Genomic DNA, 25,928 nt, shown 5'->3' on the forward strand with positions numbered 1-25,928 from the left:
AATTTTAATTAATATTGTGTCTCCCCACTCTCCTATACCTTTTAAACAGGATTTAGTATTACAAGCGGTTTTATTAACCCGCAGCAGGGCAAGGGTTAAGGAGACTTAGGGATAATTCCCAGACCTGAACCCGGATTATTATTAATATTCTCAACCCTAACTTTACTAATTATTGAGGGTAATAATCTGGGCGCTAAAACCCTGTTTAGTTAACTCTTGTACTCTTTCCTTTGCTTGGTATTGTTGCTGAAATAACCCCGCTTGAATAACATTTTCTCCCGCGCGGATAAATGCGAGGGGTTCAATTTCTTGAATTTTTGCCAACGCTTCTGCACTATTACTCTGAACTTCAACCCGAAAGAGTTGATTAGTAGCAATAACCCGCTGCTGTGGTGGGGGAGAAGGGGGTTTATTGGCGCGATTTTCAGGTGTGGGTGCCGGTGGATTGACAGTTTGACGATTATTATTATTAATCACCGTAGCATCGGCAGGACGCACGGGAGCGGGGGCTTGAAAAACGTATTCTCTCAGGGGTTGATTACTGGAAACTGGGGCAGCCACTGGGGGGTGAACTGAAGGAGAATTAACCGGGAGCAAATTTAAGGGTGGACATCGGGAACAATTAACAGCACTGGGACTGTCTGAACGTTTAGTTGGTTGTCTCACCGCCGGCGGTGGGGGCAAACGACGACTGGGATAAACATTCTGGGCAAAAGATAAGTTTGCTTTTAGCAGCAGCGTTGCTTGAGCGATTATACCGACTTTTAACCAAAATAAAGCCGAGAAAAACAGTAGGTTTGTTCTCATCATACTAGCTTGTCCTCACACAAGATTTGGGTACACCATGTCCAAATTTTAAAGGAGGAGATGCTAGTCTAGAAAGTATATTGGTTAAAAATCATTACAAGGTTTATGGGAAAAGTTGTTGTCGGTCTATCGGGGGGAGTAGATAGCTCTGTCGCCGCTGCCGCCTTACACGCTCAAGGTTATGATGTTATTGGCTTGACCCTGTGGTTAATGAAGGGTAAAGGTCAATGCTGCTCCGAGGGTATGGTAGATGCGGCCTTTATTTGTGAGCAGTTGGGGGTTCCCCATCATATCGTCGATAGTCGCGAGCTTTTCCAAAAAGAAATTATTGATTATCTAGTTTCCGGTTACGAAGCGGGAATCACACCGCTGCCCTGTTCTCAGTGCAATAAAGCGGTAAAATTTGGACCGATGCTGCATTATGCTAGGGAAACCTTAGAAGCGGATACTATTGCCACCGGTCACTACGCTAGAATTCTTTTTTCTCCGGAAAATAACCGTTATCAACTGCTGCGCGCCGTCGATAACAATAAAGATCAATCCTATTTTCTCTATGATCTAACTCAAGATGTACTGCGTCGGACTTTATTTCCCTTGGGAGAACAAACCAAGGCAGAAACCCGCAGAATTGCCCAGGAATTCGGCTTAAAAACGGCAGATAAACCCGATAGTCAGGATTTATGCTTGATTGAAGCTCACGGAACTATGCGATCGTTCTTAGATAAGTATATCGCCGTTAGTGAGGGCGATATCGTCGATATCGAGGGCAAAGTTTTGGGTAAACATAGCGGTATCCATCATTATACGATCGGACAACGCAAAGGCATCGGCATCGCCGCCGCCGAACCCCTCTATGTGGTCAAACTGGATCCCGTCATGAATCGGGTTATCGTCGGTAATCGCGAAAGTGCCGTTAGTGCCGCTTGTCTTGTCGGACGGATGAACTGGGTTTCTATTGCCGAACCCACCACCCCTATCCGCGCACAAGTGCAGGTCCGTTATCGTTCTCCGGCCGTTCCCGTCAATGTTATTCCCCTAGAAAATAATCAAGTGAAGCTGGTTTTCGATGAACCACAATTTAGCATCACCCCGGGCCAGGCAGCCGTAATTTATGAAGGGGAAATCGTTCTCGGTGGGGGGATTATCTCAGGAGCAACCCCATAGGGAGAGCCACCAATTCACAAAATAACCTGATTATGGTTCGGGGGTCATTCTGCCAATTAGGGACTCTCCCCGGCAAGTTGAGCTAAAAATTAACGACGGGGTACAGAAGCCTCGATGTTAATATTCATAGCGGAGACTCTTGGTACAGGATTTCCTTTGGCGCTACCGAGACCCCGGGCCATAGCCAAGAAGCTGGAAGGATCGCCAGCTTTGGGTTTTTGATCTTGGGGAACATAGCGACGGACAGCATTCTGCCAAACGATTTGAGGGAAGCCCAAAATACCACGATAGTAGCCATCGTAGCGAGGCGAGGTGATGTTGAATGGACGTTCACCGATTTCGCGGCTGGCTAGGGTGCGGCGACGTTGGTAGGGAACGGTATCATAACCAAAGCTTTGCAGATACTCGTCACTGTTGAGAAGTTGATCAACAAAACCTTGAATCCCTTTGGTGGCAACGACAATCGACCAAGCAATTTTTTCTCTTTCGCTATAGACATCGCGACCGAGAACTCTTTGTACTACCTGTTCGACAAAGCGATAGTTGCTGTTTTTCTCGTAGAAGCTGTTATAGAAGGTTTTCGATAACAGTAAACCACGAATGAAATCCCGCACCGATAATTGTCCATTGCGTAATTGGGATTCGAGGAAGGGTTCCCGATCCCATTTGAAGGCATGGAAGAAAATCTGACGGTAAGCGGCTTCGATTAAATCGTCCAGGTCGCCAGGGGAGAGGACATTTTCCGTCGTGTAAACTTTCGGTTTTTCGTCTCCACCGACATCATAACCAGCTACCCGCACGTTTTGGGACTTGGGGGCGTAATTTAAAAGAGGAATGGCCAAGGGTAAACCTCCGTATCCTTAGAAATGCTTAAAAACTTTCCTCCTAATGATAAGGGAGTAGGTGCCAACTAGAAAAGAAATATTAAAAATTCTTACAATTGTTAAGAAAACTTGCTTACCATCCAGGGTGTTGGGGAGCGCCGGAGCAGGGAGATGGCAGAAAAAAACTGATAACTGATAACTGATAACTGATAACTGAATTTACCAGCCACTAATCGAATAGGATGATGGTTCGGGGGAATCACTAGAGACTGACTCCGATGACTGATTGCGGGATTCAGCACAAAAAGTGGCCGTATTAAAACCGCCAAAACGTTGAACTGTGCTAGTGCGGAGACGTAAATCGGCATCGGCAAACCAAAAACGCTCGATCGAGGTCATAGTTTCGTATTCTGTAATTAAGACTAAACCTTCCTGTTCATCAATGTGATAACGGCCCGCCACGGGAACGATTTCCGCATAACCTCGCTCCCGCAACAGAACACCAGCTTGGGGATTATCTTCGTCAGGAATTAGCGCAAAAACGGTGGTTCCTTGATGATTTTCGTTTTCTTTGTCCCACTGCATCGAACCATCCCAACTGACAAAGGCACCCCCCACAGTCTTAGCGGGATCGACTTCGTGCATTTCACAGATAGCGATAATTTTCGGGTTATCGGCGCTTAAAGCTTCCACATAAATCTCGGAATCGCCAGTTTCTGAGCGTCGAAAGGGTAAATGATGGGTGGTGCGCTGAGATTTCCACTGTCCCGCACTTTTCTGAAAAAAGGTCATCCCGTCCATAGTTTTTATCCTCTATTTTTTCCATCTATTTTAACGCCATCGTTGTTTTCTGTAACCCTTGTCCCCCTCTCTCTCATTCATCCCCAAAATAATCATGATCAATTCTCTTGATTTCATAGATTTTTTGGGTCGATACACCTAAGTTATAATCAATCATCAATTGACCTAATTCTTCCCCATCAATCAGCACTATTTTTATCTCATTTCTGGGGGCATATTCTAAAGCCTCTTTGGTAAAATAGTAAGTAGTAATAAAAATACCTTTTTTGGCTCCTTGTCCCGCTAATGCCCCGACAAATTTCTGGATTTCTGGACGACCAACGGCATTATTATCAGCCCATCTTTTGGCTTGAATATAGATTATATCTAAACCGAGTCTATCTTCTTTTATTATCCCATCAATCCCTTGATCACCGCTCTTACCCACGGCTTTACCAGCATCTCTAATCGAGCCACCATAACCCATTTTTACCAGTAATTTTACTACTAATTTTTCAAAAGCATCTGGGGATAATTTTCGCAGAATAAAAAGTAAGTCTGTTGCTAATGCTTGACGAATTTCTTGATAGGAGTTTTCTAGTAATTCCTCGGGATTTTGTTCTTGATCAGAAGTTGATAAATTGCTTTCAAGAGTAATAGTTTCATTTTGCTTATTGACTCGATTGAATTCTTTAAATTCGGGAAACTGTCTGAGAAATTTGGTATCAATTCCAGCAGGATTTTGAGATAAGATTTCTTTTCCTTTCTCAGAAATTACAAAAGTTGCCCTTTGGGGTGAGTCAATTAATCCCGCTTTCTTTAAATAGGTTTTTGCCCAACCGACTCGATTAGCAAAAATTTCTTGTTGTCCACTGGGAAGCATTTCTTTTCTTTCCGCTTCCGTGACTTGAAACTCTCTGACCAAGGCTTCAAGAATTTCTCGATATTTATAAACTTTGCCATCTGCAAGTATTTTTAATAGAGGCAACATAATCGATTGAAAATCGGGAATGGGCATAGTTCGGCGGAAGAGCGGGGGCAGTCATCACAATTATACAGCAACAATCTCCAAGTATTTAGATAGATAATAATACCAAATCTGTTTTTAATAGTGCGATTATAGTCATTTCAGATAAGTCTGATACAGTCTAGACCGACAAAACCCTTATGAACTCTGGGATTGATATTCTCAATCTTAATTGAAATGACTATAACTCCCAATCGAACTTTAAAAACCCACTCCCTACTTCCCTAATTCCCCACTTCCCAGAAAAGCCTTTTTAGTGCTCAGTAAACAGTGAACTAAAAACTCACATCTGATAACTGATAATTGATAACTGAATATAAAGCGTTTCCTAAGCTAGTGAGGTACACCTATTTTTCTTAACTTTTGCCTTCTGCCTCTTGCCTTTTGCCTAAAACCCATAACTTTTGTACCTCAGCAGACTGAAAAACGCTATAACTTAACTCAGTAAAAAAGACTTATTCGGATGGACAAGAAAGCCCTTTTTCAGGGCCTCTCGTCCTAATAACATCCGAAAACCCATGACATCGCGATTAGTCAAGGTTAATTCGATCGCCCATTGACGACCGCCAAGCAATACACTTGTTCTAATAACAGGACGTAGTTGACTTTGACCCCCGGAATTTTTTACCCGTCGCCATTCGAGGATTTCTGCGGTAGTGGTGACAGTGTGGTGACTATCTTTTTGGTAGGGATGAACTTGAAAGCGCAGCCAATTGCGATCGCCATCTCGAAAAGGATGAAGATGAAAAGCGTGTAGGGCCGAGGAGCGAGCGCCTGTATCAATCTTGGCTTTAATTTTGGTAATGCCTAAATCAGGTAAATCGAGCCATTCTCGCCAACCGATGATGATTTTATCGGGTTTCATCCGTCTATTTAGTTTTTTCTTCTTCAATCTCCCGCTGCATTTGGGCGATTTCTTCGGGAGTCATCGCTTCCAGACGTTTTTTAAAGACGGCATCTTCGTAATCCTTGCGCTGTTTGCCGTAGGTCATATTATCGGTGGCGACTCGAAACAGATAGGTAAAAATCCAACCGATGACACCACCTACCAACACCGCTTGACTCCAAATTCCCGCCGAAGCACTATCTAAACCGGTTTTTTGCAGGATAATGTAGAGGATGCCGCCCATAGCAAACATCCCTATACCAATCCCGATGACATCAATGCGTCTCATGGGTTTTTTTTGGTGATAACTTAGGCTTTTAGGGTACGACGTTGGGGACGGAAGTTAAGGAAAGGACTTAACAACAGCATCCCGGGGAAGAAAAAGCTCATCAGAAAGTACATAAACCCTCTTTCCCAAGAAGATGCCACATACCAGCGCGTATTGAGGTAGTAGTAGACAACGGCGGGAATGACGAGCAAATACAAGACACTGAGAGATAGGTAGATCAGGGCGATGATAATGGTTTCTTGCGTCAGAATTGATTGCATAAGGATTGATTTTTCTCAATGGCTGTCGGTGAACGGCAATTCACCTGCTGATTATTTTACCCTGTCTTTCCCCCTTTGTGGCGATCGAATTGGCGGGCTAAAATAATTTACTGAAAATACTCTTGCTAATTAAATTATTTGTGATATGATAGGAAATTGTCGGTTAAATAACGGGGGCGTGGCGGAATGGTAGACGCTACGGACTTAAAATCCGTTGAGCCTTATAAGCTCGTGAGAGTTCGAGTCTCTCTGCCCCCATCGATCGAAGTCTATATTCAAACTGAGTATTGGGTATTTTAGTACAAATGCCCAATACTCCCTCTCCCTGTCCCCAGAAAAAACTTTTTCAGCCGGCCCTATCTAAAATATCCAATAATTCTAGGGGATGATGAATGAGATGATCGGGGTTAAATTGAGTGAGAATTTGAGGGGAATTAAAGCCCCAAGCGACTGCCACCACCTGCACTTGACTTTTTTGGGCAGCAGTAATATCTCTAGTTTCATCGCCGACATAAATCATTTCATCGGGACAGAATTTATTTTGTCGGATCAGGCGATCGATAATTTTGTGTTTGCTGAATAAAGGCGTTCCCGAATAGATAAAATCAAATAAATTTAATAGTTGATTATTACCTAAAAATAGGGTGACATTTTCTTTGGTATTAGAAGTTATTATTCCCAATCTATAGCCTCTTTCTTTAAGAGTGGCGAGGCAGTGATGCCAGCCATGGAAAGGTTTCAGACATTCAATTTGTTTATTTAATTCCCGTTTAACTCGATAGAGTAAAAAAGGGATTTTAACGGGGGAAACTTGGGATTGTTTAATAATTTCTTGGGAACTAAGGTTTTTTAGTCTGGCCAAATCTTCCTCGTTGACGGGTTGATAACCAAAATTTTTAGCCAAACGATTGACAATCTCCACGAAAGTATCGTGGGTATCGGCGATAGTACCATCAAAATCGAACAGGACTACTTTAATTGTCATCTTGTGGGGGGTTAGGGGAATGAGCTAAATTAGCTTGGGCATTACGTCGCCACTGCTGGGGTTTAATCCGACGTAGGGCTGACGAGATGAAACGACGATCCCACTCCTCTATAGTTAGATTAGCTAATTCCTCCAACCTTGGCGAGAGGTTTTCTGGGCGAGGTTGAAAATCCTCCACGTCGGTAACTTGGGCAAAACGTTGATTCCAAGGACAGACATCTTGACAGATATCGCAGCCAGCTACCCAACCTTGTAAATTCTTGGCAATTTCTGTAGGCAAAGTTACAGCACGATTTTCGATAGTATGGTAAGCAATACAGCGATTAGCATCCACCACAGAGGGACTAACTATTGCTTGGGTGGGACAAGCGCTTAAACAACGGCTACAGGTGCCACAATGGGCGCTATGGGGTCGATCGGATTCTAAAGGTAAATTAGTTAATATTTCCCCTAAAAAGACCCAACTGCCGTAATTACGGGTAATTAAGTTACCATTCTTGGCAATCCAGCCGATCCCTGCTCTTTGGGCCCAAACTTTATCCTGTACAGGTCCAGTATCCACATAGTAACGGGTTTGAATTTGCTCCCCCTGACTTTCTAACCATTGACTGAGGGCTTTTAATTTTTTACTTAATACTTTGTGATAATCCCTTCCCCAAGCATAACGGGAGATTTTGCCATGGTTTTGTTCTTGACTGTGTTGCTGGGGGGTGTAGTAGTTAAGGGCGAGACCAATTAGCGATCGCACTTCTGGCCAAAGAGTTTTGATATCCTGTCGTTTCGGGTTAGTCATCCAATCCATATCAGCGTGATAACCCCGCTCTAACCAGCTTTTTAGATGGGATGCCGCCGAGTCTTGGCTGTCCACAGAGGCAATACCGACCCCATGGAAGCCCAACTCTAGAGCTTTTTCTTTGATTTGTGTTTCTGTCACCATAGAAATATCTTAAGTCAAGTATTTGTAACAATTATTTACAATGATCAATTTATTGAGCCAAATCCCAGGCTGAACAGTTAGAAACCATGATCAACGAAGAAACTGTGGTTCCCGTCCCCGCTATATCGTCCTCATACTAAATCCAGTTATTAAAAACTGATTATTTATTCTCCGTTTTGCATGAGTGCATGAGTAGAAAACGGGTTTCTCCGAGAGAAAACGGGTTTCTCCGAGAGAAAACGGGTTTCTCCGAGAAACCCGTTTTCTGTGCTTTACTCAACGGATTTAGTATAACTATTGACTTGCTCAATTAACACCCGTCCCTACAATGACTTGTACTTTGCCAGTACAATTATAGTAAAATAAGAAAGATTAAAACAAATAACCATGTCTCAACCGATTACCATCGAAGATATCTATAAACTTTTTGAGAAAACTAACGAAAAGTTTGAACAATCACGCCAAGAATACGATCGCCGGGCCGCTGAAGCTAAGGCCGAAGCCGATCGCCGGGCCGCTGAATACGATCGCCGGGCTGCTGAAGCCAAGGCCGAAGCTGATCGCCGGGCCGCTGAATACGATCGCCGGGCTGCTGAAGCCAAGGCCGAAGCCGATCGCCGTTTAGCCGAGCTAGAGAAAACAGTGGCTAATACCAGTCGTGCCGTGGATAGTTTAACCACTCGCTGGGGAAGATTTGTCGAGGAATTAGTCGAACCTGCTGTTATTAGCCTATTTCGTGCCAAAGGTATCGATGTTAAAGAAACCTACAGTCGTGCCAGGGTAAAACGGCAAGGAATAGCCATGGAGATTGACATTTTAGCCGTCGATGAAACCGAGGTAGTTTTAGTAGAATGTAAGTCTCGTTTATCGAAAGATGATGTCAATGAGTTTTTAGAAAAATTAAGTCGATTTAAACAAGCATTTCCCCATTATAAAAACTATCAGGCTTATGGTGCAGTGGCGGGAATAGAAATAGACGAAGGAGTAGATCGTTATGCCTATAAACAAGGTTTATTTGTGATTAAACCATCGGGAGAAACGGTAGAAATCATTAATGATTCTGGTTTCAAGCCTAAATTATGGTAAGAGAAAGATGGTTCCTTCATCTGGCAAAGTATTGGCAGCCGGTCTAATTTTTCCAACCTAGGACTAGACTAGCCTATGGATAGGCTAAGTACAGGACAAAAAATGTAAGGACTGGAGAAAAAGAGAAAAGTTAGGTAATGAAGGATTGAGAATAAGATGACGAAGGTGGTCTAAACCTAGCCGAAAGAGGCTTTTTGCTCGGCGACCATGTTTCTTGATAGGAATTGGATTAAGATGATGTATCTCCAATCCTGTCTTGAGAGAGCAGACCAAAGCTAAAGTCAGTAAGGCTAAAAGCTTACGCAGACGTTTTGGGTCAGTAAAGTGAGTAGATTCTAGACAAAACCCACGGGTCTTAAAGATGCCAAAAAGAGTTTCAATACCCCAACGTTGGGCATAATCCTGAATCAGACCCAGACAATCGGGCTGTCCAATGACGATGAGCAAAGAATTATCGGGTAAGCGAAGAGCCTCTACAGAAACGGGATAACCCCAAATTAGACAACTCCCCTGCAGACGTTGAGATTCACCAATGGCAAGATGGGCAAAAATAACCTTGGCGGCCAACCGCTTGCCATTGTACTCAATCTTGTCTGTCGCCCGAATTCTTAAACAGAAAGCCAGCATCGGTTCAAGCAAAAGATACCTCAGCCACGCCAGCCCAATAAACTCACGGTCTCCACACAAGCAACGAATCTCCGCAGAAGGAAAAATCTTCAGCATCTCCTCAATAAAACGCATCCGTTCATCGCTGTTTGAGTTGCCTTTTTTCTTCTTGAGCATCCACCAGAGAATGGGAATAGCTACCCCTTCATGGACAATGCCGACTGTGAGGATGTTGTAGTGATGACTACCAAATGACCAATTGGTGCGGTCAATACTCAATACCCAGGGTTGAGGGATATTGAGCCACTGGACTACAATGCGAGCTATTTCAGGGTAATCTATCTCGAAGTCCCCAAAAAAGCGTTGTAATCGTTTGTAATGGGACTCTACCAATACCCGACCTTCAAAACCTAGGGCTAATTCCTTGAGGTTGACGGTTTTTACTTTCAACAGAGCCAGTAAGAATAGAGCGAGGAAAGAGAGTCTTGCTCCGTGCCATCGCAAATGAGGTTTGAGAGCTTGTTTCAACGCATTATACTGGTTCATAGGGGTTTCGAGATTAGTGCTATTTCTCATAAAACCCCACTCCCGCCTACTTTTCAAGCTTTTTGTCCTGTACTTAGATGGATAGGATGCAGGATTAGTATTCATATCTTGCTTCAGTAACATCTTACATAATTAATTTTTGAGGATTCAAAAACCGCAAAAATAAGGATTAAATGGACTAAAATCTGTGAATAAGCTAAGACGCATTTAAACCGCTTATTCTTAGATTAGCGAACCTCCCCCGCCCCCCCCGATGTCGGGGGGGGCAGGGGGGGGTGGGGGCAAGGGGGGGTTGCCTTTTGCAAGAGTGCAAGAGGGCCTCGTCTCAACAAGCAATTTAAATTACGAACAGCTTAGACCATTTAATTGATTATTATTCATGCTTAATTCTCCTGACTACTGACGACCGGTTCCTAACCCCAACAACAATTTTTGATTTTGACAAGAGGTCAAGTAAGGTCTTGTCCTAAAATTGTCAATAGCCAGTTTCAATGCACAAATAGCCTGATGGCTAAAAACTGGCTCCAGTTTTTGACCGGGATAGCACCGCTTGATCACAGTGGATCGTAAAATGGGATAATGCTAACTTTGAGAGTCAGAGAGACTATGAGTGAATTCGATTACGATTTAATTATTATCGGTGCTGGAGTTGGTGGCCACGGGGCAGCCCTACACGCAGTCAAATGTGGGCTAAAAACGGCTATTATCGAAGCCAAAGATATGGGAGGAACCTGTGTCAATCGCGGTTGTATTCCCTCTAAAGCTTTACTGGCAGCCTCGGGACGAGTGCGGGAATTAGCCGATAGTGACCATCTGAAAAGTCTAGGTATTGCCATCGGTGGCGTTAATTTTGACCGTCCAACAATTGCCGATCATGCTAACAACCTTGTCAGTAAAATTAGAGGCGATCTCACTAATAGTCTTAAACGTCTCAAGGTTGATACTATCCACGGTTGGGGAAAAATCGCTGGCCCGCAAAAAGTTAGCGTCATCGGGGATAGTGGCGAAAAAATCTACACCGCTAAGGATATTATGCTCTGTCCGGGGTCGGTTCCCTTTGTCCCACCGGGGATCGAGATCGATCATAAAACGGTTTTTACCAGCGATGAGGCCGTTAGATTAGAAACTTTACCCAAGTGGATCGCAATTATCGGTAGTGGTTATATCGGTCTGGAATTTTCGGATATATACACCGCTTTGGGTTGTGAAGTGACGATGATCGAAGCTTTAGATAGTCTCATGCCTGGATTTGACCCAGAAATCTCGAAAATCGCTGAAAGAGTTCTGATTAAACCTAGAGACATCGAGACTTATGTGGGAGTTTTGGCAAAAAGTATTAAACCGGGGACTCCTGTGGCCATTGAACTGGTGGACGCAAAAAGTAAAGAAGCGATCGAAATTTTAGAAGTAGATGCTTGTTTAGTCGCTACAGGAAGAATTCCGGCGACCAAGAATCTCGGATTGGAATTTGTGGGGGTAGAACTGGATAAACGCGGTTTTATTGCCGTTAATGACAAAATGCAGGTAATTCAGGACGGTGAACCGATTCCCCATCTCTGGGCCGTGGGCGATGCTACGGGTAAAATGATGTTAGCTCACGCTGCTTCGGGTCAAGGGGTAATAGCCATTGAAAATATCTGTAATCGCCCAAAAACCATCGATTATCGCAGTATTCCCGCCGCCGCTTTTACCCACCCCGAAATTAGTTATGTGGGTTTAACGGAACCGCAAGCAGAAGTTTTGGCACAGCAAGAAGGGTATAAGGTCGCTGCTGTCAAGACCTATTTTAAGGGAAATTCTAAAGCTTTAGCGGAAGGAGAAACGGAAGGCATCGCTAAAGTCGTTTATCGTCAGGATACGGGGGAATTACTCGGTGTTCATATTATCGGTATCCACGCATCGGATTTAATTCAAGAAGCGGCCAATGCGATCGCTGAACGTAAATCTGTCCATGAACTCGCTTTCCGCATCCACACCCATCCAACTCTCTCAGAAGTCCTCGACGAAGCTTATAAACGCGCTGAAGTGGCAGCATAGAGTCAGTTATCAGTCATCAGTTATCAGTGATCACCGTTAAGTTTCCGACTCCTGAATTCTGACTCCTTTCTCTTTTTTTACTTTTTACTTTCAAGATTATGTTTGGATTAGGTTGGCCAGAAATAGTAATTATTGCTGTGGTTGTTCTCCTGATATTTGGACCGAAAAAAATACCCGAATTTGGGGCAGCTTTGGGGAAAACTTTACGGGGATTTAAAGAAGAAATCAATAAAGATGATCAAGAAAGTGAAGACAGTGACGAGAAGATGAGATAAATTTCCCTCTTGACTAAGTTGGTAGAGCAAGTTTCTTTGTTCTATGTTAAGATGTTGAGGGCTTCGTTTTTGGGTCTGATTTGTTGTTGTTAATGATCAGACAGTACCTGATGAGTCTTTCTCTGTCAACCCTTGAGGTTGATGCGTTTCATTCTTGAATTGGCGATGGATAATTCTTGACAAATGAGGTTAAATTTATCTTCAAGAGGTTAGGGAATGGGCTTAACAAAAATTAACTTGATCAGGGTTGACAAACTTTCCTTGAACCACTTCATCAATTAAGTAGTCGTGCAGAATTTTGCTATTTTTGAGAGAGGCACTCTGGCACGGGGCAGCTTTTTACGCCATTCCCCATCTCCTAATCCCTGACTGATGACTGATTACTGGTCACTGATAACTGAATATCCCCCAATAACTAAAGGAAAGATAAAGTTATCGATCGCCCTCTGGAGCCAGTGTCAGAATAAAAGCAGGGAGATGACTAAGGAAAACCGACAACTCTCCATATTTTTCCCGTCATCGCCCCTAAAATTTATTTGGTTCAGATTTATGCAAACTGCCAATCCTCCTCAAACGGAGAAAAAAGAGCATCCCAGTGGCGATAAACGCTTCAAAGTCGTCGAAATTACCATGAAGCGAGCAGGATATAATCAATCAGCCCTGATTGAAGTCCTGCACAAAGCGCAAGAAGCTTTTGGATTCCTAGAAGAAGATGTTCTCCTCTACGTTGCCCGGGCGCTAAAACTGCCCCTCAGTCGCGTCTATGGGGTAGCAACCTTCTACCATCTCTTTTCCCTGAAACCGGCGGGAAAACACACCTGTATCATCTGTATGGGGACTGCTTGTTATGTCAAAGGCAGCGGCAAAATCCTCGAAGACATCGAAAACGCCTTTGATGTCAAAGTGGGAGAAACCACCGCCGATGGAGAAATTTCCCTAGTGTCGGCCCGTTGTATCGGGGCCTGTGGGATTGCGCCGGCCGTGGTCTTCGATGGAGTCGTGGCCCCTAAACAAGATTCGGAAACTGTCTTAGCAAAACTACAGAGTTTCTCCCAGTAATTTTTCACTCTAGTGGATTGAGAAGAATATGGACTTACAAGAATTATTGGCAGTGGCCGAGAAGGAAAAAGCTAGACAAAAAAGCATCCGGGTGCATTGTTGCACTTCCACCGGTTGCCAAGCTGCTAACTCCCTCCAAATCGAAAAAAACCTCGCCACTGCCGTCAAAGAAGCAGACCTAGGGGATAAAGTCGAAGTGGTGGGGGTCGGTTGTATGGGTTTTTGTGGTCGCGGTCCGTTGGTGGAAGTGGATCCCCAGGACCTCTTATACGAAGAAGTCACCCCGGAAAGTGCGGCCAGCATTATTGCAGCCTTAAACGGCGGCAAAACCGAGGTGCAATTAGGGGACTCAAAACATCCCTTTTTCTCCCATCAAGTCAAAATTGTCCGGGAAAATAGCGGTAAAATCGATCCCGATCGCATTGAGGAATATATCGCCGTCGGGGGTTATCAATCTCTCTACAAGGCCCTCTACGAGATGACTCCGGCCCAGGTGGTGGAGGAAATCACCCAAAGCGGTTTGCGTGGCCGGGGCGGTGCCGGTTATCCCACCGGTTTAAAATGGGCGACGGTGGCTAAACAACCGGGTAAACAAAAATACGTTATCTGTAATGCCGATGAAGGGGATCCCGGGGCGTTTATGGACCGCAGCGTCTTGGAAAGTGACCCCCATTTAGTCCTGGAAGGAATGGCGATCGCTGCCTATGCCGTGGGGGCCGATCATGGTTATATCTATGTTAGGGCTGAATATCCCCTAGCGATCGATCGTCTGCAAAAAGCGATTAATCAGGCCAAAAAATTCGGTTTAATGGGTTCCCAAGTATTCGAGTCCACTTTCGATTTTAAGCTGGATATCCGCATCGGGGCGGGAGCTTTTGTCTGTGGAGAGGAAACCGCTCTCATCCATTCCATCGAAGGCGGCCGCGGCACTCCCCGCACCCGTCCCCCCTATCCGGCCCAATCGGGCCTCGATGGTTGTCCCACCCTGATTAATAACGTCGAGTCCTACGCTAATATCGCCGCTATTATCCGCGAGGGGGCCGCTTGGTACGCCAATATCGGTACTGCCAGCAGTAAAGGCACAAAAATCTTCGCTTTAACGGGAAAAATCCGCAATAATGGGCTGATTGAAGTGCCGATGGGTATTACTCTCCGGGAAATTGTCGAGGAGATGGGGGGTGGTATTCCCGATGGTCAGGTGAAAGCGGTACAAACCGGCGGCCCCTCTGGGGGTTGTATTCCCGCTAATTTACTCGATACTCCCGTAGATTACGAATCCTTAGCCAAACTCGGTTCGATGATGGGATCTGGGGGGATGGTGGTCATGGATGATACCACCAGTATGGTGGAAGTGGCGAAATTCTATATGGAATTCTGTCGCGAGGAGTCCTGTGGTAAATGTATCCCCTGTCGCACGGGAACAGTACAAATGTTTGAATTATTGGCCAAAATTATCGCTCGAAAGGCCGATATTCACGACCTCGAAAACCTAGAACATCTCTGTCAAATGGTCAAGGAAACCAGTCTTTGCGGTCTTGGTCAAAGCGCTCCCAATCCGATTTTAAGTACCCTAAAGTATTTTAAGGAGGAATATCTGGCTCTGTTAGAGGAAATCAAGCACCCCGTCTCTGTTTGAGAATAACTCGATCGAGGTTCAAGAATGTTCGGCCTCGATCAATTTCTTCAGTTACGCGAAGTCTGGTGGGCTGCCGGGTTATCTTGGAGGGAGTTAGCAGTAGTCTCAGGAGACAATAGATTATGACTTGGCGCGGCTCAACCGATACAAAAGATCGCATTTTTGCAGCTTTAGTATATCTTTTACCCTTATATTCGGCTTTTGCCTTCGGTATCTTTATCTTTCAGCAAATCCCTTTCTTAGGAGCGGCCTTAGTAATAGTTTTAGCTCCCTTAGCTTTTCTCTATAGTTCTCTGGGAAGCTTTGGCAGTTTAATTATCTTTTTCGTCCTCTTTTTCGCCGTGGTACGCAATCCCCGCATCAGTCATTTTATCCGGTTTAACACCATGCAGGCGATTTTAATCGATATTTTGGTGTATTTATTGGGATTGGTCTTAGGTTTCGTCGCTAGGGGTTTAGGGGCGAATTTAGTGGTAGAAACTCTTTTTAACGTCGTCTTTTTGGGAGCATTTGCCGCCTGTGTTTACAGCATTATACAGTCGGTTATCGGCAAATACGCCGATATTCCCACAATTTCCGATGCGGCCTATTCCCAGGTGGGAGGTTAGGTCAGGCTGGCTGAATAAATCTAAAAACCATGTTGGGTAAGACTTTTAGACTTTTTGGCAATCAAAAAGTACCAGATATGGGAGTGATCGGGGGGAAAATCCCTGGACTTTTTCCTTGAAAATTAGGTAATTGACCTCCTCAAAATCGGGAAAACCCTACACCCCACACCCCACACCCCACACCCTCTCCCCACAAAAAACTTTTTCAGCAGACCCTAATTAAGCTTGAGTTTGTTCCCTTTTTCGGCTACAGTCTCTCCAGAATCAATGCGTTCGCTGCCAGGCCACATCTATGAGTCCATTTAAACAGACCCTACGGGAACTCAACGCTCAGAAGGGGAAAATAGCCGCTTCTGTGGGCAGAAAAACGCCTAAACGGGTTAATCGTTGGTTTAAATGGCTTTCTCCCGGTCTTTTTGTCAAACGCTGGCTTTTAATCAGTTTAAGCGGCGTTTTTCTCACCTCCTTCGGTTTGGCTATTTGGGTAAAATTAACCCCGGTTAATCGCTTTTTAGAGTTTGTTTCCCAAGCATTAGAAACGATCGCCCGTTTGGTCCCCAATTCTGTTTCCGGGCCGCTGGCGGTTTTGTTGGGTGTCTTTTTGTTATTCTGGGGTCAGAGTCGCACCGTCGAAACGATTACAGAAGCACTACAACCGGACGCATCGGAGGAATTAGTCGATCGCCTACGGGCCCATCGTCGTCTCCATCGCGGCCCGAAAATTGTGGCGATCGGTGGCGGTACGGGTTTATCGACGCTTTTACGCGGTTTAAAACAGTATAGTTCCAATATCACCGCTATTGTCACCGTAGCTGATGATGGCGGTTCTTCGGGCCGATTACGCCGGGAAATGGGCATTTTACCCCCGGGGGATATTCGCAATTGTATCGCCGCTTTAGCCGATGAGGAAAAGTTATTAACGGAATTGTTTCAATATCGCTTTCATGCCGGGGATGGTTTATCGGGCCACAGTTTTGGTAATTTATTTATCAGCGCTATGACCGAGATTACCGGCGATCTGGAACAGGCGATCGATGCTAGTGCCAAAGTTTTGGCGATTCGTGGGAAAGTTCTACCTGCTACCCTTACCGATGTTAGTCTCTGGGCTAAGTTAGCCGATGGGCGCATTATTGAGGGAGAATCGAAGATAACCGAAGCTATGGGGCAAATTCGTCAGATTGGCTGTCATCCTGCCGATCCGGTAGCTTTACCGGCTGCTTTAGCGGCGATCAAGGAGGCAGATTATATTATTATCGGGCCGGGTAGTCTTTATACCAGTATTATCCCTAATTTGTTGGTTCCCGCCATTCGTCAGGCCCTAGCACAGGTGACAGTCCCCCGCGTCTATGTTTGTAATATTATGACCCAGCCGGGGGAAACGGATAATTATTCGGTGGCTGATCATATTCGGGCGATCGAAAAAGTCTGCGAGGAACGCATCTTTGATGCGGTTTTAGCCCAAAGAACTGCACCATCACCCCAATCCCTACAATTATACGCCCAAGAGCATAGTCATCCTGTGTTTTTAGATCGCGAGGAAGTGGGAAAAATGGGTTATCGCATTGTTTTAGCGAATGTAATGGCAGAAGATGAAGTTACTGCCAAAGTTAGTCATGATCCCCAACGTTTAGCCCGAGTTTTATGGCGCTGGTATGCTAAAAAGTGAAACAATGCCCACTTTTTTATTCCCCTTACGGCAGTTATCTTAATGGTGAGAGTCGTCAGTTATCAGTTATCAGTTAAGTAGTCGTGCAAAATTAATTTCCTAGTGAAGATAGGCAAGAGGCACTCTTGCAAGAGGCAAGAGGTGGTTAGATATGTGTAATTAATTTTGCTTAGGTACTTATCAGTTATCAGATTTGAGTTTTTAGTTGTGAGTTTTCAGTTCACTGTTTACTGTTTACTGTTCAATGAAAATGCTCCCCACACCCCACACCCCACACCCCACACCCCTCTCCTATACCTTTTAAAATTAATTCTTTCCTGGTGCGCCATGGTGGGCTGCACCGAGGTATAATTCCCCTACTTTCGGGTTATTGAGTAAATCTTGACCCGATCCCTGAAAACGATCTTGACCACTTTCTAAAACATAACCTCGATCGGACATCATTAGGGCTTTTTTGGCATTCTGTTCCACTAAAATAATGGCAGTTCCCCTCTGATTAATCGCTTTTATCTGTTCAAAAACGCTGGTTACTAAGATAGGAGATAAAGCTGCCGAAGGTTCATCGAGAATTAATAATTCCGGCTCCAACATCAGCGCTCTTCCCATGGCTAACATCTGTCTTTCTCCTCCGGATAAAGTGCCAGCTTTCTGACGACGGCGCTCAAGCAAACGGGGAAACATGGCATAAATACGCTTTTTTAGCGGTTTAATCGCTTCTTTACTGGTAAAAGCCCCCATTTCCAGATTTTCCTCGATGCTCAGGGATGGAAAAACATTAGCAATTTGGGGAACATAACCCATACCGAGGGGAACGATTTGATTAGATTTCCAACCAGTGATATTTTTTCCCTTAAAAGTGATAGTTCCAGCACTGGGTTTTAATAAACCAAAAATCGTCTTAGCGAGGGTAGATTTTCCCGCACCATTGGGACCGATAACCGTGACTAATTCCCCCGGTGCAATGCGAAAGTTAACCCCTTGCAATATGTATAAATCCTGCACATAACCAGCATAAACTTGTTCAACTTCTAAAAGATAATCCATAATAAGGTAAAAAGGAGATAGGAGAGAGTAATATGAATTATGAACTATGAATTGGGGAGCATTTTCAGTGAACAGTAATCACTGATCAGTAAACAGTGAAAAGACAGTAGGAAACTGCTATTTAATACTGCTCACTTAATACATACTGCTCACTTAAAACTTACATCTGATAACTGATAACTGATAACTGATAAATTAGGGAGTTTTTTGTAAATCGGGACGTTCTTGTGGCAGAATTGCACCTTCGACGGGACATACTTGTAGACAGATACCACAGTCGATACAAGTGGCAAAATCAATCCAATACCAATCGGTTCCTTTAACATTTTTACCCGGTCCGGGATGGATGCAAGCAACGGGACAAGCGGAAACGCAATCGGCAACCCCTTCACAAATTCCAGTGACGATCGAATGTGGCACAGTGTTTTCTCCTCTAATTCTTAACATTAGTTTACCACTTTTAGGCGCTGTCCTGCCAGGATTGGAATCATTGTTAGAAAACTTTCCCTTAATTCCCTAAAATATTGGGAGTTTTTTCTTGATCTTAGCAAGAAGTAAAATAGGAGTCTTCCACAGGGTTTTTACTATTCCCTTACGGGAAGACAAATAGTTGATTTCTTCCTGTAATTTCTGATTATTTGTCTGGAGATTCTTATTATTTTCTAATTCTTTTAGGTATATTTCCATACCTTGCATAGTACGATAATCTTGCTGTTGTTTGAGATACATCATCTGTTGTGATTCCTGTAATTTTCTTAACTCTAACCAGACTTGATTTTGGCTTAATTCCTTAGTTTCACTGAGCGCATACCAGAGAAAATTAGTGATTTCTTCAGCTATTTTTTGATTAACTTCAAAAAGCTCGATAATATCAATTTGTTCGGGGGAAATTTGGGGGTATAACTTTCTTAAAGCTTGGGCGATATCAGAGGAAAAAGCGATGATTCTAGAAGCGGACAAAATTGCATAGTGTTTTTCTAAATCTACCGGTAACTTGCCGTTTTCTTCTGGGGATTCATAAGCAAGAAAAAGTAGAGAAGGAGTGGTTAAGGGACTGGTATAAAAAGTGGAAATAAATAAATTAGCCTGTAGGCGATCGCAAATAGCTTGAATTTTTCTGGCATCCTTTCCCGTACAATTATAATCGTAGGATTCTGCAGGCCAATATTTAAATTCTTCCCATCTTGGTGCGCTGTTATTTCTATCTAAAATAACAATGTGTTGACTAAATTCTAATTGACTCCAATGCTCTAGAATTGAAGACCAAACCCTGGCTAATTTTCGTTGCTCAAGTTGAAAAATCACGCCATCAATAACAATAATTGGGCATTTCTTCTGGGAGATAGCTTGCATTGTTTGTAATTTTTCTCGCTCATCCTTAGTTAAAATTGTCCCTAAATCTTCCATCTTAACTGGATTGGGTTTAACTTCTAGATCCTTAATGTCAGGGTGAGGAATTTCATAGATTTTACACACTTGATAATGTTCTTGTAATGCTTGACCATTACTGCCATGTTCTAAGCCTTGGAGATTTAAATAATATAACCCTAAAATCTCAGGAATCAAAGCCATTTTTTCCCCTTGACTGCCGATTCTTAACCAAAATTCGTAATCACCAGCACAGCAAAATTTTTCCTGAAAATAACCATATTTATCGTGCAGCGTTTTTCGCCACATTGGTTGAGAACCCACACAACAACCTTGACGCATCTGTTGATAGGAGTAATTTGGCCAATTCCAATGTTTTAAAGCTGGGGTGGTGGCAAAAGTATCATTTTTAATGGTGGTAATTAATTGATCGGCATAAACTAAACTAATCTCTCTATTATTATCTAGATAATTAGCCATAATTTCCAGAGCATTGAAACAGTGACGATCATCAGTGTTCCCATTGGTGATATAGGAACCCCTAGCTAGTTTAATAGCGCGATTCCAAGCGCGGTAGAGGGTTTCTCGTTCTTTAGTTCTTTGGTAAATAATATTAGGATAGTTTTCTTGAAACTCTTGGATAATCTCCCCTTCATTCTCCGGAGAAGCACTATCGATAATAATAATTTCTACTTCTCCCTTTTCATAAAGAGTTTGAGCCACCAAATCCTCTAGACAACCCTGGATAAACTCCGCTGATTTATAGGTAGAAACAATGACAGAAACTTTGATCCTCTGCACTGGTATAGAGTTATTAAAACTAGGATTCATCAGCTTATCTTATCGCAATTCAGAACAGGGAAATTTTTTGAAATTCGGGAGAGTAAGATTTTAAGAATCTATATTTGATCGGGAGAATTGTCAAGATACTATCGACTCTTATTGGAGATACCAGTTTATTTACCTTTTGCTTGTGACTTGACATAATAAAAAACTATAATGGAAAGGCTGTGGAAAATGAGCAACGATGACCGTATCTTCCTCCCTAGACTGGCTAACCCGTGGAACCAGTGATTTATTCCCCCATCAACCCGACTCCCAAGAGCCTAGGGAAAATTTAACCCAACTACTGCAAACTACCGATCGCCCTTTAAGAATTAAACTAGGTATTGACCCCACCGGCAGCGATATTCACCTAGGTCATAGTATCCCTTTTCGGAAACTGCGTGCTTTCCAGGATGCCGGTCATGTAGCAGTGGTGATTATTGGCGATTTTACCGCTAGAATCGGCGATCCGACGGGAAAATCGGAAGTTAGAAAACAATTAACCATCGAAGAAGTGAGAGCCAATGCCGAGAATTATCTGGCACAATTACGCCCAATTTTAGATTTTAACACCCCTAATCGCCTAGAAATTCGCTATAACTCGGAATGGTTGGGGAAATTAGACCTCTCGCAAATTCTCGAACTCCTCTCCACCATGACCGTCGGGCAAATGTTGGCAAAAGAAGGCTTTTCCGAACGCTACGACCGGGAAACCCCGATTTTTCTCCATGAATTTCTCTATCCCTTAATGCAGGGTTATGATTCCGTAGCTGTCGAGGCCGATGTCGAATTGGGAGGAACCGATCAAAAATTTAATATTGCCGTCGGTCGTGATTTGCAGAAATATTTCGGCAAAAAACCGCAATTCGGGCTACTTTTACCGATTTTAATCGGAACCGATGGCAGTCAAAAAATGTCCAAATCCCTGAATAATTATGTGGGATTGCGGGAATCGGCCCTGTCCATGTACTCGAAACTGGAAAAAACCCCCGACGCTTTGTTAAAAGATTATTACGAACTATTGACAAATTTGCCATTAGATGCTATGCCGAGCAATCCGCGAGAGGCACAAAAACAACTGGCGATCGAGGTAGTTGCCCAGTTTCACGGGGAAGAGGAGGCATTAAAAGCACAAAAAACGGCGCAGGAGATAGTTCTACAGGGAAATACAGAGGCTGCGGCTTCTGTACCCGAATTTTCCCTCGCGGCGGTCACTTTTCCCCTGAAATTATTCTATCTTCTCTCGGCCACCGGCTTGTGTAAAAGTAGCGGCGAAGGGAGAAGACAAATTCAGGGGGGCGCGGTGAGGATCGATAGCGAGAAAATCACCGATGTGGACAAAAGTTTTGAGACAGCCGAAGCTTTAACGGGAAAAGTCCTACAGGTGGGCAAAAATAAATTTATTCGCTTTGTAGCTTAAATAAGCGAAAAAGTCCCTATTCGGCGGCTTTTTCCAGGATTTCTAATTCAAAATCTCGAAAATGGGCTTTAAACTTTTTACTGAACTCGACGAGGACAGGTAGATTGGCGCTAACCGGTCTGCCACGCCATTCGGTGACAAACGCTTTCACCTCTCCCTCTAGTCCTTTCACGTCAAAAGGCTCTGATTTGTGTTCAGGATGATGATAAACCACCACGGACTCAATTACACGAACTTGATCGCCAACTTTCATAAACTCTCTAGCGAAGACAAACGCCTATTGTATCTTTGAAAACAATCTTATCATTGTACGCGATATCAGTGATCAGTAAACAGTGATCAGCTTCTGAAGGCAAGAGGCAACAGGCTTCGGCCGTGAGCTCAGCGTTCGACCGAGCTCACGCCGAGGTCCGAACGGCAAGAGGCAAAAGACACAAGCAAACAAGGTCATTAAACCTAAATAAAGCTTTGCGGGATCGAGGGTGACAACATATACAATGATTGGGGTTTATCCTCAAGCAAACCTAAGCCTATGCCACGCCGTGATGACTTAAAGAAAATCCTAATCTTGGGCGCTGGCCCGATTGTCATCGGACAAGCCTGTGAATTCGACTATTCGGGAACTCAAGCCTGTAAAGCCCTACGAGAAGAAGGTTATGAGGTAATTTTAGTCAATTCTAACCCCGCCTCGATCATGACCGATCCAGAAATGGCCGATCGCACCTACATTGAACCAATTCTGCCGGAAATTGTCGAAAAAATTATCGCTAAAGAACGCCCTGATGCCATTCTCCCGACCATGGGTGGTCAAACTGCCCTCAATACCGCCGTAGCTTTGGCCAAAAGCGGCGTTTTAGAAAAATATAACGTGGAACTGATCGGGGCAAAACTTCCCGCTATTGAAAAAGCCGAAGATAGGGAACTATTCAAAAAAGCAATGGAGAAAATCGGTGTTCCCGTCTGTCCTTCGGGGATTGCCAACAATTTAGAAGAAGCAAAAGCGATCGCCCATCAGATCGGTTCCTATCCTCTCATTATCAGGCCAGCCTTCACTTTAGGAGGAACGGGGGGCGGTATTGCCTATAACCAAGAAGAATTTGAACCGATGGCCCAGTATGGGCTAGATTGTTCGCCTACATCGCAAATTCTCGTCGAAAAATCCCTAATTGGCTGGAAAGAATACGAATTAGAGGTAATGCGCGATCTAGCCGATAACGTGGTGATCATCTGTTCGATCGAAAACTTTGACCCGATGGGAGTCCATACCGGCGACTCGATTACGGTTGCGCCCGCCCAAACCCTAACCGATAAAGAATACCAACGCCTCCGGGACTATTCTAAGGCAATTATTCGGGAAATTGGCGTAGAAACCGGCGGATCAAACATCCAATTCTCCGTTAATCCCACTAACGGCGACGTAATCGTGATTGAGATGAATCCCCGGGTTTCCCGTTCTTCGGCCCTGGCATCAAAAGCCACGGGATTCCCGATCGCTAAATTTGCCGCTAAACTAGCCGTAGGCTACACTTTAGACGAAATTCCCAACGATATCACCAAAAAAACCCCGGCTTCCTTTGAACCGACTATCGATTACGTCGTCACCAAAATTCCTCGCTTTGCCTTCGAGAAATTCCCCGGCTCCCAACCGATTCTAACCACCCAGATGAAATCCGTCGGGGAAGCCATGGCTATCGGTCGAACTTTCCAAGAATCCTTTCAAAAAGCCCTGCGATCCCTAGAAACGGGGCGTTTTGGCTTTGGTTGCGATAAAGTCGAAACTCTCCCCCCTCTCTCGGAAGTCCGGGCTAGTTTGCGAACACCTAACCCCGAACGGGTTTATAGTATCTATCATGCTTTTAAATTGGGCATGAATGGGGAGGAAATCCACGAACTAACCGGAATTGATCCCTGGTTCCTCGATAAATTGGCCGATTTGATGGAAACCGAGAAGTTTCTCAAACGAACTCCCCTGAAAAGTCTCAGCAAAGAGGACCTATTCGCCATTAAACAACAGGGGTTTAGCGATCGCCAAATCGCCTTCGCCACCAACAGCAGCGAGGACGAAGTGAGAAGTTATCGCAAGGGTTTAGGTATTGTTCCCGTTTATAAAATGGTGGATACCTGCGCGGCGGAATTTGAGGCTCTGACACCCTACTATTATTCCACCTACGAACAGGTAGAATCGGAAGTTTTACCCTCCGATAAACGCAAAGTGATGATCCTCGGTGGTGGTCCCAATCGCATCGGCCAGGGGATAGAATTTGACTACTGTTGTTGTCATGCCGCTTTTTCCCTCAGTCAAGCCGGTTTTGAGACGATTATGGTTAACTCTAACCCGGAAACTGTCTCCACCGATTACGATACCAGCGATCGCCTTTACTTTGAACCCCTGACTAAAGAAGATGTCTTAAATATCATCGAAGCGGAACAACCAGAGGGTTTAATTATTCAATTCGGTGGGCAAACTCCCTTAAAACTGGCGGTTCCCCTGCAAAAATATTTAGAATCGCCTAATTGTCCCGTAAATACCAAAATTTGGGGAACTTCACCCGATTCGATCGATGCCGCCGAAGATCGAGAACGGTTTGAAAAAATCCTCCGAGAATTAGATATCCGACAACCCCCCAACGGTATTGCCCGCAATTTCCAAGAATCCCAAGCGGTGGCTCAACGCATCGGTTATCCTGTAGTAGTACGTCCGTCCTACGTTTTGGGCGGTCGGGCGATGGAAATAGTCTATTCCGATAGCGAATTGGAACGCTATATGAAGTACGCGGTACAGATAGAACCGGATCACCCGATTTTAATCGATAAATTCCTCGAAAATGCCATCGAAGTGGATGTGGATGCCCTGTCAGATACAACGGGAACGGTAGTTATCGGGGGATTAATGGAACATATCGAACAAGCGGGCGTACATTCGGGCGATTCTGCCTGTTCTATCCCCCATACGTCCCTGAGCGCCCCGGTTTTAACCACAATTCGACAATGGACGGTGGAACTAGCGAAAGCTTTAAAAGTAATCGGTTTGATGAATATCCAGTATGCGGTACAGGGGGAGACAGTTTATATCTTAGAAGCGAATCCCCGGGCTAGTCGTACCGTTCCCTACGTTTCCAAAGCGACGGGAGTTCCTCTGGCAAAAGTTGCCTCCCTCGTCATGTCGGGCCGAACCCTGACGGAATTGGGTATCATCAGCGAAGCAATTCCCCGTCATATTGCCGTCAAAGAAGCGGTTTTACCCTTCCAGAAGTTCCCCGGCGCTGATACTCTCCTGGGGCCAGAAATGCGTTCTACAGGGGAAGTAATGGGGATTGACAGCGATTTTGGCAAAGCTTTCGCTAAAGCGGAAATGGCCGCCGGCGTGATTTTAGCCACCAGTGGGACGGTTTTTGTCTCGATGAATGATCGCGATAAAACCCCCATGGTTCCCGTGGTTAAGGATCTGCAATCCCTCGGTTTTCGCGTCGTCGCCACTTCGGGAACTCGTGAAGTTTTGTTAGAAAACGGTTGCGAAAATATCGATTTAGTGCTAAAAATTCACGAAGGCCGTCCCCACGTTATCGATTGGATCAAAAATGACTGGATTCAGTTTATTGTCAATACTCCCAGTGGTGAAGAATCCCAAAACGATGGCCGACAAATTCGCCGTACTGCCCTCGATTATAAGTTACCAATTATCACCACTATCGCTGGGGCAAAAGCGACAGTAGCGGCCTTAAAATCCCTGCAATCCCAACCTTTAGAGGTGAAAGCTTTACAGGATTATCTCGCCTAATTTCAGTTATCAGTT

At 44.4% G+C, this 25,928-nt stretch carries 24 protein-coding genes and 1 tRNA gene; 11 read left to right on the forward strand and 14 right to left on the reverse strand.

Annotated elements, in window-relative coordinates:
• Nucleotides 1-165: 165 nt before the first annotated feature.
• Complete coding sequence (locus tag RAM70_RS01770) at nucleotides 166-810, reverse strand: hypothetical protein (RefSeq protein ID WP_312672037.1); 645 nt, start codon at nucleotides 808-810, stop codon at nucleotides 166-168.
• A gap of 102 nt (nucleotides 811-912) precedes the next feature.
• Between RAM70_RS01770 and mnmA the strand changes: the two genes are divergently transcribed.
• Complete coding sequence (gene mnmA, locus RAM70_RS01775) at nucleotides 913-1,971, forward strand: tRNA 2-thiouridine(34) synthase MnmA (protein WP_312672039.1); 1,059 nt, start codon at nucleotides 913-915, stop codon at nucleotides 1,969-1,971.
• An 89-nt stretch (nucleotides 1,972-2,060) separates the two neighbouring features.
• On the opposite strand, the gene RAM70_RS01780 is transcribed toward mnmA, so the two are convergent.
• The 6 genes from RAM70_RS01780 to ndhL all read right to left on the reverse strand — a co-directional run bounded on the left by RAM70_RS01780 (nucleotide 2,061) and on the right by ndhL (nucleotide 6,037).
• Nucleotides 2,061-2,813, reverse strand: coding sequence for a phycobilisome rod-core linker polypeptide (locus tag RAM70_RS01780; protein ID WP_312672041.1), 753 nt, complete (start codon nucleotides 2,811-2,813; stop codon nucleotides 2,061-2,063).
• Nucleotides 2,814-3,014: 201 nt separating this feature from the next.
• On the reverse strand, nucleotides 3,015-3,596 hold the full coding sequence (locus RAM70_RS01785) for a phycobiliprotein lyase (protein WP_159250212.1): 582 nt from the start codon (nucleotides 3,594-3,596) through the stop codon (nucleotides 3,015-3,017).
• Nucleotides 3,597-3,669: 73 nt separating this feature from the next.
• Nucleotides 3,670-4,593 (reverse strand): restriction endonuclease, encoded by a 924-nt coding sequence (locus tag RAM70_RS01790; protein WP_312672042.1) that lies wholly within the window; start codon nucleotides 4,591-4,593, stop codon nucleotides 3,670-3,672.
• Between the two features lie 445 nt (nucleotides 4,594-5,038).
• Complete coding sequence (locus tag RAM70_RS01795; RefSeq protein WP_312672043.1) at nucleotides 5,039-5,467, reverse strand: ATP-dependent zinc protease family protein; 429 nt, start codon at nucleotides 5,465-5,467, stop codon at nucleotides 5,039-5,041.
• A 4-nt stretch (nucleotides 5,468-5,471) separates the two neighbouring features.
• Nucleotides 5,472-5,777, reverse strand: coding sequence for a DUF3007 family protein (locus tag RAM70_RS01800; protein WP_002763321.1), 306 nt, complete (start codon nucleotides 5,775-5,777; stop codon nucleotides 5,472-5,474).
• Nucleotides 5,778-5,797: 20 nt separating this feature from the next.
• Complete coding sequence (gene ndhL / locus RAM70_RS01805; RefSeq protein ID WP_287730444.1) at nucleotides 5,798-6,037, reverse strand: NAD(P)H-quinone oxidoreductase subunit L; 240 nt, start codon at nucleotides 6,035-6,037, stop codon at nucleotides 5,798-5,800.
• Between the two features lie 172 nt (nucleotides 6,038-6,209).
• On the opposite strand from ndhL, the gene RAM70_RS01810 reads away from it, so the two are divergent.
• Nucleotides 6,210-6,295: transfer RNA gene (locus tag RAM70_RS01810), tRNA-Leu, on the forward strand.
• An 88-nt stretch (nucleotides 6,296-6,383) separates the two neighbouring features.
• Here the strand turns inward: RAM70_RS01810 and RAM70_RS01815 are convergent.
• On the reverse strand, nucleotides 6,384-7,022 hold the full coding sequence (locus tag RAM70_RS01815) for an HAD-IA family hydrolase (protein ID WP_312672046.1): 639 nt from the start codon (nucleotides 7,020-7,022) through the stop codon (nucleotides 6,384-6,386).
• Nucleotides 7,012-7,959 carry a tRNA epoxyqueuosine(34) reductase QueG gene (queG, locus tag RAM70_RS01820; RefSeq protein ID WP_312672047.1) on the reverse strand — a complete coding sequence of 316 codons (948 nt, stop codon included), beginning with the start codon at nucleotides 7,957-7,959 and terminating at the stop codon, nucleotides 7,012-7,014. The genes RAM70_RS01815 and queG overlap by 11 nt, the downstream gene beginning before the upstream one ends.
• A 387-nt stretch (nucleotides 7,960-8,346) precedes the next feature.
• Here queG and RAM70_RS01825 point away from each other — a divergent pair, with 387 nt between their 5' ends.
• Entirely contained in the window at nucleotides 8,347-9,045 is a 699-nt protein-coding gene (locus RAM70_RS01825; protein WP_312672048.1) for a DUF3782 domain-containing protein, read from the forward strand.
• Between the two features lie 84 nt (nucleotides 9,046-9,129).
• Here RAM70_RS01825 and RAM70_RS01830 read toward each other — a convergent pair whose 3' ends face one another.
• Nucleotides 9,130-10,197: an IS4 family transposase gene (locus tag RAM70_RS01830; protein ID WP_312672049.1), complete on the reverse strand. Its 1,068-nt coding sequence runs from the start codon at nucleotides 10,195-10,197 to the stop codon at nucleotides 9,130-9,132.
• A 606-nt stretch (nucleotides 10,198-10,803) separates the two neighbouring features.
• On the opposite strand from RAM70_RS01830, the gene lpdA reads away from it, so the two are divergent.
• The 6 genes from lpdA to RAM70_RS01860 all read left to right on the forward strand — a co-directional run bounded on the left by lpdA (nucleotide 10,804) and on the right by RAM70_RS01860 (nucleotide 17,478).
• On the forward strand, nucleotides 10,804-12,234 hold the full coding sequence (gene lpdA / locus RAM70_RS01835; RefSeq protein ID WP_312672050.1) for a dihydrolipoyl dehydrogenase: 1,431 nt from the start codon (nucleotides 10,804-10,806) through the stop codon (nucleotides 12,232-12,234).
• Nucleotides 12,235-12,332: 98 nt separating this feature from the next.
• Entirely contained in the window at nucleotides 12,333-12,509 is a 177-nt protein-coding gene (gene tatA / locus RAM70_RS01840; RefSeq protein ID WP_312672051.1) for a twin-arginine translocase TatA/TatE family subunit, read from the forward strand.
• Between the two features lie 549 nt (nucleotides 12,510-13,058).
• Nucleotides 13,059-13,568 carry a bidirectional hydrogenase complex protein HoxE gene (gene hoxE / locus RAM70_RS01845; RefSeq protein WP_312672053.1) on the forward strand — a complete coding sequence of 170 codons (510 nt, stop codon included), beginning with the start codon at nucleotides 13,059-13,061 and terminating at the stop codon, nucleotides 13,566-13,568.
• A 28-nt stretch (nucleotides 13,569-13,596) separates the two neighbouring features.
• Entirely contained in the window at nucleotides 13,597-15,204 is a 1,608-nt protein-coding gene (gene nuoF / locus RAM70_RS01850) for an NADH-quinone oxidoreductase subunit NuoF (RefSeq protein WP_045359936.1), read from the forward strand.
• A 122-nt stretch (nucleotides 15,205-15,326) separates the two neighbouring features.
• Nucleotides 15,327-15,812 (forward strand): Tic20 family protein, encoded by a 486-nt coding sequence (locus RAM70_RS01855; RefSeq protein ID WP_288000921.1) that lies wholly within the window; start codon nucleotides 15,327-15,329, stop codon nucleotides 15,810-15,812.
• Nucleotides 15,813-16,104: 292 nt separating this feature from the next.
• Entirely contained in the window at nucleotides 16,105-17,478 is a 1,374-nt protein-coding gene (locus RAM70_RS01860; RefSeq protein ID WP_045359934.1) for a gluconeogenesis factor YvcK family protein, read from the forward strand.
• A gap of 306 nt (nucleotides 17,479-17,784) precedes the next feature.
• Here the strand turns inward: RAM70_RS01860 and RAM70_RS01865 are convergent, their stop codons facing one another.
• The 3 genes from RAM70_RS01865 to RAM70_RS01875 all read right to left on the reverse strand — a co-directional run bounded on the left by RAM70_RS01865 (nucleotide 17,785) and on the right by RAM70_RS01875 (nucleotide 20,721).
• Nucleotides 17,785-18,522 (reverse strand): ABC transporter ATP-binding protein, encoded by a 738-nt coding sequence (locus tag RAM70_RS01865; protein WP_045359933.1) that lies wholly within the window; start codon nucleotides 18,520-18,522, stop codon nucleotides 17,785-17,787.
• 195 nt (nucleotides 18,523-18,717) lie between these two features.
• Nucleotides 18,718-18,942, reverse strand: a complete 225-nt coding sequence (locus RAM70_RS01870; RefSeq protein ID WP_045359981.1) for a ferredoxin family protein — start codon at nucleotides 18,940-18,942, stop codon at nucleotides 18,718-18,720.
• 96 nt (nucleotides 18,943-19,038) lie between these two features.
• On the reverse strand, nucleotides 19,039-20,721 hold the full coding sequence (locus RAM70_RS01875) for a glycosyltransferase (protein WP_045359932.1): 1,683 nt from the start codon (nucleotides 20,719-20,721) through the stop codon (nucleotides 19,039-19,041).
• Nucleotides 20,722-20,917: 196 nt separating this feature from the next.
• Here RAM70_RS01875 and tyrS point away from each other — a divergent pair, with 196 nt between their 5' ends.
• The gene (gene tyrS, locus RAM70_RS01880; protein WP_045359931.1) at nucleotides 20,918-22,135 is read left to right on the forward strand and encodes a tyrosine--tRNA ligase; all 1,218 of its coding nucleotides are present in this window, start codon (nucleotides 20,918-20,920) and stop codon (nucleotides 22,133-22,135) included.
• 16 nt (nucleotides 22,136-22,151) lie between these two features.
• On the opposite strand, the gene RAM70_RS01885 is transcribed toward tyrS, so the two are convergent.
• Nucleotides 22,152-22,388, reverse strand: a complete 237-nt coding sequence (locus tag RAM70_RS01885) for a ferredoxin-thioredoxin reductase variable chain (protein ID WP_045359930.1) — start codon at nucleotides 22,386-22,388, stop codon at nucleotides 22,152-22,154.
• Nucleotides 22,389-22,667: 279 nt separating this feature from the next.
• On the opposite strand from RAM70_RS01885, the gene carB reads away from it, so the two are divergent.
• Nucleotides 22,668-25,913, forward strand: coding sequence for a carbamoyl-phosphate synthase large subunit (gene carB / locus RAM70_RS01890; protein WP_190380917.1), 3,246 nt, complete (start codon nucleotides 22,668-22,670; stop codon nucleotides 25,911-25,913).
• The last annotated feature ends 15 nt before the right edge of the window (nucleotides 25,914-25,928 follow it).

The sequence above is a fragment of the Microcystis wesenbergii NRERC-220 genome (assembly GCF_032027425.1).
Classification (GTDB): domain Bacteria; phylum Cyanobacteriota; class Cyanobacteriia; order Cyanobacteriales; family Microcystaceae; genus Microcystis; species Microcystis wesenbergii_A.

What these genes read in the sequence shown, in the direction of transcription:
- RAM70_RS01770 (WP_312672037.1), bottom strand. Translation starts at nt 810, where the DNA reads ATGATGAGAACAAACCTACTGTTTTTCTCGGCTTTATTTTGGTTAAAA.
- mnmA (WP_312672039.1), top strand. Translation starts at nt 913, where the DNA reads ATGGGAAAAGTTGTTGTCGGTCTATCGGGGGGAGTAGATAGCTCTGTC.
- RAM70_RS01785 (WP_159250212.1), bottom strand. Translation starts at nt 3,596, where the DNA reads ATGGACGGGATGACCTTTTTTCAGAAAAGTGCGGGACAGTGGAAATCT.
- RAM70_RS01790 (WP_312672042.1), bottom strand. Translation starts at nt 4,593, where the DNA reads ATGCCCATTCCCGATTTTCAATCGATTATGTTGCCTCTATTAAAAATA.
- RAM70_RS01795 (WP_312672043.1), bottom strand. Translation starts at nt 5,467, where the DNA reads ATGAAACCCGATAAAATCATCATCGGTTGGCGAGAATGGCTCGATTTA.
- RAM70_RS01800 (WP_002763321.1), bottom strand. Translation starts at nt 5,777, where the DNA reads ATGAGACGCATTGATGTCATCGGGATTGGTATAGGGATGTTTGCTATG.
- ndhL (WP_287730444.1), bottom strand. Translation starts at nt 6,037, where the DNA reads ATGCAATCAATTCTGACGCAAGAAACCATTATCATCGCCCTGATCTAC.
- RAM70_RS01815 (WP_312672046.1), bottom strand. Translation starts at nt 7,022, where the DNA reads ATGACAATTAAAGTAGTCCTGTTCGATTTTGATGGTACTATCGCCGAT.
- queG (WP_312672047.1), bottom strand. Translation starts at nt 7,959, where the DNA reads ATGGTGACAGAAACACAAATCAAAGAAAAAGCTCTAGAGTTGGGCTTC.
- RAM70_RS01825 (WP_312672048.1), top strand. Translation starts at nt 8,347, where the DNA reads ATGTCTCAACCGATTACCATCGAAGATATCTATAAACTTTTTGAGAAA.
- RAM70_RS01830 (WP_312672049.1), bottom strand. Translation starts at nt 10,197, where the DNA reads ATGAACCAGTATAATGCGTTGAAACAAGCTCTCAAACCTCATTTGCGA.
- lpdA (WP_312672050.1), top strand. Translation starts at nt 10,804, where the DNA reads ATGAGTGAATTCGATTACGATTTAATTATTATCGGTGCTGGAGTTGGT.
- tatA (WP_312672051.1), top strand. Translation starts at nt 12,333, where the DNA reads ATGTTTGGATTAGGTTGGCCAGAAATAGTAATTATTGCTGTGGTTGTT.
- hoxE (WP_312672053.1), top strand. Translation starts at nt 13,059, where the DNA reads ATGCAAACTGCCAATCCTCCTCAAACGGAGAAAAAAGAGCATCCCAGT.
- nuoF (WP_045359936.1), top strand. Translation starts at nt 13,597, where the DNA reads ATGGACTTACAAGAATTATTGGCAGTGGCCGAGAAGGAAAAAGCTAGA.
- RAM70_RS01855 (WP_288000921.1), top strand. Translation starts at nt 15,327, where the DNA reads ATGACTTGGCGCGGCTCAACCGATACAAAAGATCGCATTTTTGCAGCT.
- RAM70_RS01860 (WP_045359934.1), top strand. Translation starts at nt 16,105, where the DNA reads ATGAGTCCATTTAAACAGACCCTACGGGAACTCAACGCTCAGAAGGGG.
- RAM70_RS01865 (WP_045359933.1), bottom strand. Translation starts at nt 18,522, where the DNA reads ATGGATTATCTTTTAGAAGTTGAACAAGTTTATGCTGGTTATGTGCAG.
- RAM70_RS01875 (WP_045359932.1), bottom strand. Translation starts at nt 20,721, where the DNA reads ATGAATCCTAGTTTTAATAACTCTATACCAGTGCAGAGGATCAAAGTT.
- tyrS (WP_045359931.1), top strand. Translation starts at nt 20,918, where the DNA reads ATGACCGTATCTTCCTCCCTAGACTGGCTAACCCGTGGAACCAGTGAT.
- RAM70_RS01885 (WP_045359930.1), bottom strand. Translation starts at nt 22,388, where the DNA reads ATGAAAGTTGGCGATCAAGTTCGTGTAATTGAGTCCGTGGTGGTTTAT.
- carB (WP_190380917.1), top strand. Translation starts at nt 22,668, where the DNA reads ATGCCACGCCGTGATGACTTAAAGAAAATCCTAATCTTGGGCGCTGGC.